The following is an 8,416-nucleotide window of genomic DNA, read 5'->3' on the forward strand; positions in this document are numbered from 1 at the left end:
CATACTTATTCGCTCCGGCCAATTGTTGCCGAATGCAATTCTGCTTCCAGAAGCGCGACGAGTTCAGCGGCTCGCATGCTACGAGACAGCGGAGCGCCTTGTCCTGCCCATTGGGCGGCGTAGCCGGTCTCGCCTGCCGCCTTGGCCGCCGCGATCAGCGCCTTGCCCGCGTCATAGGTCATAGGATAGCCGGGATGCGGCAGGGCGACGATGTCGCCCCATTGCGTAAAGAGGTTGGGCAGCCCCCGTGCAGGTCGCCCGGAAATTGCGGAGGTCATGACCGTGCTCGTCGCACCACGGCCGGCGAGCGCCTCGCGATAAGCAGCATCGGCATTACTTTCCGGACAGGCGACAAAGGCAGTACCCAACTGGGCCGCGATGGCGCCAAGATCAAGCGCGGCGCGGATGCCCCGACCGTCCATGATTCCCCCGGCCGCGATAACCGGCAAGCCACATCGCTCTACCAGCAAGCGGGTTAGCGGTATTGTGCCAAGGCAACCGTCAGGTGCGTCCGGATCGAAGACGCCACGATGGCCGCCAGCTTCCCATCCTTGAGCCACAACTGCGTCGATTCCTGCCGCTTTTGCAGCAAGCGCCTCGTCGAGGTTTGTGGCGGTCGCAAGCAACGCACACCCGGCGTTTTTAAGCGCACTGATCCGTGCGGCATTGGGCAGGCCAAAGTGAAAGCTGACAACGGCTGGCGCGGCATCGATCAGCACTTCCAGCATGTCGTGGTCTTCGATGAAGCTCTTATAAATCGGACGAAGCGCTGTTGGGGGTTGCGCACCGAATTTGTCGAACAGTGGCCTCATCGCCGAGAGCCATGCCTGTTCGCGGGCGACATTTTGCTGCATTGGCTGATGGACGAAGACGTTGACGTTGAACGGCCGGGTACACAGCGCACGCACGCCGGCGATCATCGCCCGTGCGCCGGCAGCATCGGTCGCGGCAACGCCGATCGAGCCCAGAGCACCCGCATTGCTGACGGCAGCGGCCAATTCCGGGGTGGACACGCCCGCCATAGGCGCCTGTATGATTGGGAGCCGAACTCCAAGCTCTTCCAGCAGCGACATTTTTCCTCCTTAGCAGGGTATCCGGTAATTTCGAACGGAAGCGAAAAGGCGATGCTAGCGTCTTCACACGAGCCAACGTCGTGTATTGACGCAGGGTGTCGGCGACCAACAGGTCAGCGATGTCTGCAACATCGAACTCCGCGTGCGATCATCCGAAGTCAGGCCGAAGCCTGCCGTTGGGCTGCGTGATGCTCGGCACGCGAAAACAGAGCTTCGAGGTCTTCCCTTGCAATGTCGAAGCTCTCATGCATGTCGTCGAGAGCGGCATCGATATCCTGCAACTGTACGCCAGTGCTGGGCAATGTGATTGGCGTGACGACCCGGTGTGGGTAGCTGTGGCCGGACATCCGCTGAAACAGCATCGCCGCTAGGACCAGAGTGATCGAATTCAGGCCTATGGGCACGAAGGCGAACGCATAGCCGGCAATGTGAATGTTCTGACTTCCGATCACGGCGGTCAGCGCGGCCGCTCCGCCGGGCGGATGAAGGCAGCGCAGCATCGACATCGCCAATATCGCCGCTCCCACCGCTACACCGGCGGCGATCGTCAGGTGGGGAATTGCCTGAAAGACGGCGACGCCAATCAGCGTGGAGATGATGTTGCCTCCAATGACAGGCCATGGCTGCGCCAGAGGACTGGAAGGCACGGCGAAGACCAGAACAGCCGAAGCGCCAAGCGGCGCAACGATGATCGGGAGATCCGCGATCTCGTGCGGAATGCTCGCGCAGACCATCACAGTCACTATGATACCGAGTACCGCGCCGATGCAGGCAAGAATTCGATCTTTGCGGTGCGCGCCCGCCAGAATGGGCTTGAAAAACTTCACGTATGAATGGTCCAGATTCTATCGCTCCCACCCCGAGGGGCGAGACCAATGCTAATTGGGATTGTGAAAGGCGCCTGCAGGGCGCGGTTCGATCCGTTTCGAGGCTCAGAACAGGGCGTGGCTGCCCGCGACAGCGCCAAGCACCGTAACCACCGCGATCAGGAGAAGAATGCGGTGCAGCCGCTCCATGCGCCTGAAGTCCTTTGCAGGGTCGGACGAATTCTGCATGCGCCGGTGGAGAAACAGCGGCTCGACCAGGAACAGCATGGCGAAGAAGATCGCCCACAACCCGATCATCGCATGCATCCACCAGAACTGCGGATAGGCAAACCGATCCCACATTTGCGCGCGATGGATCATCCAGAAGCCGCTGGCACCGGCGAGCAGAACCCAGACCCGGGCTTGCGGCGCAAAGCGCCCCTCGATCCGGTGGAATGCGGCAAGCCTGTCATCCGGGGCGGTTGAGCCGCGAATGGACGGCATCACCACAAGCGTGACGAACGCTACGCCTCCGATCCAGAAGAGGACCGAAAGAATGTGTATGGCGCGTGCTATGATGATGTCGTCCATCTGCCTCTCCTTCAGGCGGCGAGCAGTTCGTCGGCAGGGCCGAAGAATTCGTAATGGATGCGGTCAGACGGGACGCCCGCGAGCGACAGGGTGGAGACGGCGTGGCGCAAAAACGGCCGCGGTCCGCAGATATAATAATCCGCCTCTGCGACAGGCGTATTGGCGGCAAGCCACTCGTCCGTGATGATGCCGGCTTTGTCATAGTCGCGGCCTTCCACTTCGCCGACAAGCGGGGTTTGATGGAAGTCGGTCACCTGAACCGCTCTGCCTTTTGCCGCAAGGTCGCGAATATGATCGCGCATCGCATGGGTGTCGCGATTATGGGTGCCATGGACATAGTGAACCGGCACATCAGCCTCGGCTTTGACCAGTGCCTCCAGCATCGCGACCAGTGGCGTGAGGCCGACGCCGCCGGACAGTAGCACGACCGGCCTTTTGGCATGTTCACCGAGGAAGAACTCGCCGGCAGGCGCGGCCACTTTCAGGATGGTTCCGGCCTTCACCTCGTCATGCAGCCATCCCGACGCGAGCCCCTGTGGTTCGCGTTTGACCGAAATGCGGTAGCTCTCACCGTTTGGTGCCGACGAGATGGAATAGTTGCGCTTGACCGGAGGATGGCCCGGAATCTCGATCCAGAAGGTCAGATATTGCCCCGGCTTGTGGTCCATCACCGGTCCACCATCGGCGGGGCGCAGGACGAAGGAACTGATGACGCTGCTTTCGCGCGTTACCTCTTCCACCCGGAAGTCACGCCAACCGTTCCAGCCTCCGGTTGTTTCCTTCTGTTCGGTGTAGATGCGGCCTTCGCGGGCGATGAGGATATTGGCGAGGAACCAGTAGGCTTCGCCCCAGGCTTCCAGAATCTCATCTGTCGCGGCATCACCCAGCACGGCCTTGATCGCACCGAGCAGGGCTTCGCCGACATAGGGATAGTGATCGGGCAGAATCTGCAAGCCGACATGCTTCTGCGCAATCCGCTCGACCGCAGGCGCCAGTGCGCCGAGATTGTCGATATTGCTGGCATAGGCCAGAATGGCACCGGTCAGCGCGCGCGGCTGCGAGCCGGCATCGCCATGATGCGACTGGTTGAACAGGTCGCGGATTTCCGGGTTCTGGAACATGCGCGAATACATCTCGTGCACAATGTCGAGGCCGTGGGCTTCGAGGGCCGGAACGGTCGCCTTGACGAGCGCAATGGTGTGATCGCTGAGAGGCTGCGACATCGAAATCTCCTGTGATGAATGGGAAGTGGAAAGAAAATGCGCGGATCAGCCGTCAGGCGGCGGCTGATCGTAGAAATCGACCTGCATTTTCATTGGGCCGAGCGGCGTCACGAAATGCGGCTGTTGCGGAAGGATCAGGCCGGGGGTGCCGGGCGTCAGTACGACTTCCGAAGGCGGATCCAGATAGGTGAGCCTGAGTTCACCTTCGATGACACGGACCAGGCCCCACACTCCTGCTTTAGTATCGTGGCGGGCGCGCAGGGCGGCGGGAAGCGTGTCCTGGTCGAAAACCGGCGTGGACCGATAAGGGCGAATGTCGGTCATCGTCATGCGACCTTGCGGCTGTCACTAGCGTGGGGCCGGTGATCCAAACGAAAGAACATGGCGAGCTGCAGGCTTTCCGCGATGCGGGCAGCCTTGGCCTGGAGGGCAAGAGCCGCGTCCGGCTCCATCATCTCATTGGTGGTCTGCTCCCACAGGCCGAGCCAGCGGTCGAACAGCTCGGGCGTGATCCTGTCCTTGTGCTTCACATGCGCGGGAACAGGCTGCCCCTTGTAGCGCCCGCTGGTGAGCATGACCGAGGACCAGAAGGCGGTTAGCTTTTCCAGATGAGACGGCCAGTCATCGATCGCATCATTGAAGATGGGGCCGAGTTCGGCATCCGCCCGTACCCGGGCATAGAAGGCCTGCACCAACGCTTCCAATCCCGCATCGTCCAGTTTCAATCCGGCCATTGCCACGACTCCAAATCATGTATCAATAATGCATCTATACTGATGCAATAAAACATCCAACAATTATACATCTTTTGGAGATGAGACGATGCGCCTCACGCGCTACACCGATTATGCGATGCGTGTGCTGCTCTATCTGGGTCGGCAACCCGACCGGCTATGCTCGATCGCCGAGATCGCACAAGCCTATGCCATCTCGCAAAACCATCTAATGAAGATCGTCAACGACCTGGTAAACGCCGGCTATCTGGAAAGCGTGCGCGGGCGCAATGGTGGTATCCGGCTTGCGCGTTCCGCAGAAGAAATCAATGTCGGCGCACTGATCCGTCACACCGAGGACGATTTCGATCTCGTCGAATGTGGCTCATGCCTGATCGCGCCCGCCTGCGGCCTGACCAGCGTGCTGGACGAGGCGCTGCGGGGCTTCCTCACCATCCTCGACGGCTATTCGCTCGCCGATGTGCTGGCAAGGCGCGGAGATTTTGGGCATCTGCTCAATTCCACGACCGACCATCCACGGATGGCTGGCCCTGCAAACTGAGGGCCAGGCGAAGCCGGTCAAGAAAATCTGCTCCTTCTCTGATGGTCGGAGGCAGCCGTGAGAGGCACACGATGCTTATGCATGCGTGGGTGTTTCTATGGATGATTGCGGGAGCGATGGCATGGGTGCTGTAATGCTGCAGGGAACCGGATCGGATGTCGGCAAGTCGGTGCTTGTCGCCGGACCATGCCGCGCGCCCGTCAATCGCGGGCTTAATGTCCTGCCGTTCAACCCGCAGAACATGTCGAACAACACTGCCGTCACGGTCGATGGTGGCGAGATCGGTCGCGCGCTGGCTCTCCAGGTAGTGGCCGCCCGCGTCGAGTTGCATACCGACATGAACCCTGTGCTGCTGAAACCGCAGGCGGATCGGACTTCGCAGCTCGTCATGGATCATCCCTTACTGTGCGGCACTCGGCGCTCGACGGGCTTTTCGGATAAGCAGGCTAAACGCCATCGTGAACAGGAGATGGATGATCAGAAAGATTTTCGCGATTTCCCGCGTTTCTCCGGTTGCCACACCCCACATATCGTTGATGGCCACCGCCCCGAATCCGATCAGATTGGCAATCAGGACGTTGCTCAGCGCGGAAGGCTCCTGCCCGCGCGACAGCCAGTTGAGCGCCGCGATTCCGAAAAACGGCCCGCCTAGCAGACGGAGCAGTGAAATGAGTTCCAGCGAAGCATCTGGCGGAACAGCACCGACCCCGAAAGCCAGCGGGAAGAATGTCAGTCCGATCCCAACAGCAGCGAGATAGAATGCGGACAGTGCAAGCGTGGTCCTGAGCATCGCGCGTCTCCCAAAGGGTTTCCGTCAGCCTTCCGACGAAGCCTCGAACACTTCCAGCTGCGCCGCGAACGCGCGCTTGTATGCCGGCCGCGCTTCTCCGCGAGCAACATAGGCCGACAGGTTCGGAAATTCGGCCAACATATCCGACGATGCCTTCAGCCGGAGCAACACCGATACCATCATCAGATCGCCGGTGCTGAATGCCCCATTGAGCCATTTCGCTTCGCCGAGCCGCGCGGAAAGTTGGTCGAGCCGCGTGCGGATGCGATCTTCCATGATCGGCAGCCGATGCTCGTGCCACGGCTTGTCGCGCTCCATGTACGAGGCGGCTTCGCGTTCGACAATCGGCGGCTCCACCGTGTTGAGCGCGGCGAACATCCAGGCGATCGCGCGTGCCCGCCCCTCAGCATCGCGCGGCAGCAGACCAGCATGGCGCTCCGCGATATGAAAGGTGATCGCCCCCGTCTCGAACAGCGCGAGATCGCCTTCCTCATAGGTCGGAATCTGTCCGAACGGATGCAGCGTCAAATGCGCGGGTTCTTTCATCTCGGCGAACGAGAGCAGGCGAACTTCATAAGCCTGGCCGACCTCTTCAAGCGCCCAGCGGATCCGCATGTCACGTGCGAGACCCTGCCCGCGATCGGGGGAGTTGGCAAAGGCGGTTATGGTGGGTGTCATGGGACGCCTCATTTTCCGTAGTCGACACTCGGGAACCAGTCTCCTCGCCCTTCCGGCGTCGTATCGAGCAGGCCCCAGACCGGATCAGCACAATCGAGGCCGCGATGATCCTGCCCCGGATCGTCGGGCGCGAACACCAGTTCGCTGCCCCAGAAGTGCCGGATCGTATCGCCTTCCTTCCGGAAGACATTGAGCATCGGCTCGTCCCAGTTCTCGTTGGGCTTGTAACCGCGCGCGGCGCGCATGTCCTGTGTCAGCGCAGCGGTGTTGCCATAGTAATGCGCGTTATAGTCATTGCCAGCCGTGGAGAGCAGCTGAAGATGCGTCCATCCCCTCTCATGCGCCCAGGCGGCAAGCCGGGCGATCGGGGAGGCGGCCACCACATAGAACGGCGCGCGCTGTGGCACATGGCGCGCCGCGCCGTCGATACAGTCGAGCAGGTGCGTGCAGCCAGAACAGGGAACGTCACGTTCAGGCCCGAACATGTAGCTGTAGATCAGCAGGGTCGGGAAATCGCCAAACAATTCCGACAAATGCACTTGTTCCGGCCGTTGATGGGCGCCGATCCGTTCGAAGACAAAATCCTCCGGGATCGTTCCACCGGGTGGCAGCTCACGACGGATTCTTGCAACGGATTCAGCCTGCCGTCGTAGCGCGATCTCCGCATCGAGCAGCGCGTTGCGTGCCTCGCGATATTCCTGACTCTCGTTTGGGAAGGACATGTGGGGGAATTCGTCGGTCATTCGATGGTCTCCCTTTGCCGCGCCTCGACATGGCGCTTGAAGTTGTGGAGGATCGACTGCCATCCATCGCGCTGCATCTCGATCGAATTTTCTCCTTCCGCTTCGAACGTCACACTAACGCGCGCACCCTCGGAACCGGGCGCAAATTCGACCTTGGCGTGGCGACCGCCGAATTCATATTCGATCAGCTTGTGCGTCTCGATCTTCGTGTAGGTTCCGGCAAAGTCGAAACCCATGCTGCCGTCCTTGGCCTCCATGCGGGAGGAAAAGATCCCGCCTTCGCGCAGATCGACTGTTGCAGTCGGTGTGTGCCAGTCGTCGGACGCCGCGTTCCACTGCTTGATGTCCTCGGGACTGGTATAGGCCTGCCATACCCGTTCGACCGGTGCGTTTACGGTCGTTTCTACCGTGATCTTTTGGCTGGTCATATGATTGGCTCCTTCGGAAATGAGGATGAAAGATGCAGTTCGGCGCTATTGCTCGATTTCGGGCGTTACGAGCCGGATCAGTTTGTCCAGGCATTCCTGCCAACCGAGATAGCAGGCCTCGGGCGGGATCATGTCTGGCACGCCTTCCTGTTCGACAGTCATTTCCGTGCCCATCGAAACAGCCCTGAAGGTGACGGTCGTGCGCATTTCACCAGGCATATTCGGATCGTCGAAGCTGTCGGTATAGACCAGGCGTTCGCCGGGGAGGAATTCGATATATTCGCCGCCAAAGCTGTGGCTGTGGCCGGTGGTAAAGTTGCGAAAGGACATTTTGTACGTTCCGCCGACCTTGGCCTCCAACTCGTGGACCGTGCAGATGAAGCCGTAGGGCGGAAGCCAGCTGGCGACCGCGTCCGGTTCGATGAAAGCCCGGAAGACCTTTTCCGGCTTGGCCGCGATGACGCGGTGCAGGCGAATTGTATTCGGCATTTTGCTCTCCTCTTGAATACTGGTGTCCCGAGGACGAATGGATCCCCGGCGTCCCGACATCGGGTCTAACTTTTTTCCGCCGCCACTTGTGCAAAGGGAAACAAGGCCCTGAGCTGTGGGCTGCGCAGCCACAGTCCGCCCCACATGAAGAGCCCGAGATACAGACCGAACAGGATGTGGCTGAAGAGCGGACTCTCCGCGCGTATCTGTGTTGCCATGGCACCGCCAAGCAATCCGTGTCCGTCGTCAGAACATTTGGCACACCTAGCTGCGTAAATTAGCGGAGCTTGGGCCTCGTCTGGGAATTGATGTTTAGGCGG

The 8,416-nt window shown here is 60.4% G+C and carries 11 protein-coding genes and 2 pseudogenes; 2 read left to right on the forward strand and 11 right to left on the reverse strand.

Annotated features, from left to right (window positions below; translation table 11 throughout):
* Positions 1-5: 5 nt before the first annotated feature.
* From K4G67_RS16330 to K4G67_RS16355, 6 genes are all read right to left on the reverse strand, one after another.
* A complete protein-coding gene (locus K4G67_RS16330) occupies positions 6-1,073 on the reverse strand; it encodes an NAD(P)H-dependent flavin oxidoreductase (protein ID WP_239807328.1) in 1,068 nt (355 codons plus the stop codon).
* Between the two features lie 158 nt (positions 1,074-1,231).
* Positions 1,232-1,900, reverse strand: a complete 669-nt coding sequence (locus tag K4G67_RS16335; RefSeq protein WP_239807329.1) for an HPP family protein — start codon at positions 1,898-1,900, stop codon at positions 1,232-1,234.
* A 105-nt stretch (positions 1,901-2,005) separates the two neighbouring features.
* The gene (locus K4G67_RS16340; RefSeq protein ID WP_239807330.1) at positions 2,006-2,470 is read right to left on the reverse strand and encodes a hypothetical protein; all 465 of its coding nucleotides are present in this window, start codon (positions 2,468-2,470) and stop codon (positions 2,006-2,008) included.
* 11 nt (positions 2,471-2,481) lie between these two features.
* Positions 2,482-3,693, reverse strand: coding sequence for an NO-inducible flavohemoprotein (gene hmpA / locus K4G67_RS16345; RefSeq protein ID WP_239807331.1), 1,212 nt, complete (start codon positions 3,691-3,693; stop codon positions 2,482-2,484).
* 45 nt (positions 3,694-3,738) lie between these two features.
* Positions 3,739-4,017 carry a TehB family protein gene (locus tag K4G67_RS16350; RefSeq protein WP_239807332.1) on the reverse strand — a complete coding sequence of 93 codons (279 nt, stop codon included), beginning with the start codon at positions 4,015-4,017 and terminating at the stop codon, positions 3,739-3,741.
* A gap of 2 nt (positions 4,018-4,019) precedes the next feature.
* The gene (locus K4G67_RS16355; protein ID WP_239807333.1) at positions 4,020-4,427 is read right to left on the reverse strand and encodes a group III truncated hemoglobin; all 408 of its coding nucleotides are present in this window, start codon (positions 4,425-4,427) and stop codon (positions 4,020-4,022) included.
* Between the two features lie 88 nt (positions 4,428-4,515).
* Here K4G67_RS16355 and K4G67_RS16360 point away from each other — a divergent pair, with 88 nt between their 5' ends.
* Together K4G67_RS16360 and K4G67_RS16365 are read left to right on the forward strand one after the other, a co-directional pair.
* The gene (locus tag K4G67_RS16360) at positions 4,516-4,968 is read left to right on the forward strand and encodes an RrF2 family transcriptional regulator (RefSeq protein WP_239807334.1); all 453 of its coding nucleotides are present in this window, start codon (positions 4,516-4,518) and stop codon (positions 4,966-4,968) included.
* A gap of 121 nt (positions 4,969-5,089) precedes the next feature.
* Positions 5,090-5,401: pseudogene (locus K4G67_RS16365) on the forward strand (nucleotide-binding protein); the annotation flags it as partial.
* A gap of 381 nt (positions 5,402-5,782) precedes the next feature.
* Here the strand turns inward: K4G67_RS16365 and K4G67_RS16370 are convergent.
* The 5 genes and pseudogenes from K4G67_RS16370 to K4G67_RS16390 form a co-directional block, all read right to left on the reverse strand.
* The gene (locus K4G67_RS16370) at positions 5,783-6,436 is read right to left on the reverse strand and encodes a glutathione S-transferase family protein (protein WP_239807335.1); all 654 of its coding nucleotides are present in this window, start codon (positions 6,434-6,436) and stop codon (positions 5,783-5,785) included.
* 8 nt (positions 6,437-6,444) lie between these two features.
* Positions 6,445-7,179, reverse strand: a complete 735-nt coding sequence (locus tag K4G67_RS16375) for a DUF899 family protein (RefSeq protein ID WP_239807336.1) — start codon at positions 7,177-7,179, stop codon at positions 6,445-6,447.
* Positions 7,176-7,607: an SRPBCC family protein gene (locus tag K4G67_RS16380; protein ID WP_239807337.1), complete on the reverse strand. Its 432-nt coding sequence runs from the start codon at positions 7,605-7,607 to the stop codon at positions 7,176-7,178. The genes K4G67_RS16375 and K4G67_RS16380 overlap by 4 nt, the downstream gene beginning before the upstream one ends.
* A gap of 45 nt (positions 7,608-7,652) precedes the next feature.
* A complete protein-coding gene (locus K4G67_RS16385; RefSeq protein WP_239807338.1) occupies positions 7,653-8,096 on the reverse strand; it encodes an SRPBCC family protein in 444 nt (147 codons plus the stop codon).
* Between the two features lie 65 nt (positions 8,097-8,161).
* Positions 8,162-8,416, reverse strand: a pseudogene (locus K4G67_RS16390) (hypothetical protein); the annotation flags it as partial.

The organism is Croceicoccus hydrothermalis (assembly GCF_022378335.1).
GTDB lineage: Bacteria > Pseudomonadota > Alphaproteobacteria > Sphingomonadales > Sphingomonadaceae > Croceicoccus > Croceicoccus hydrothermalis.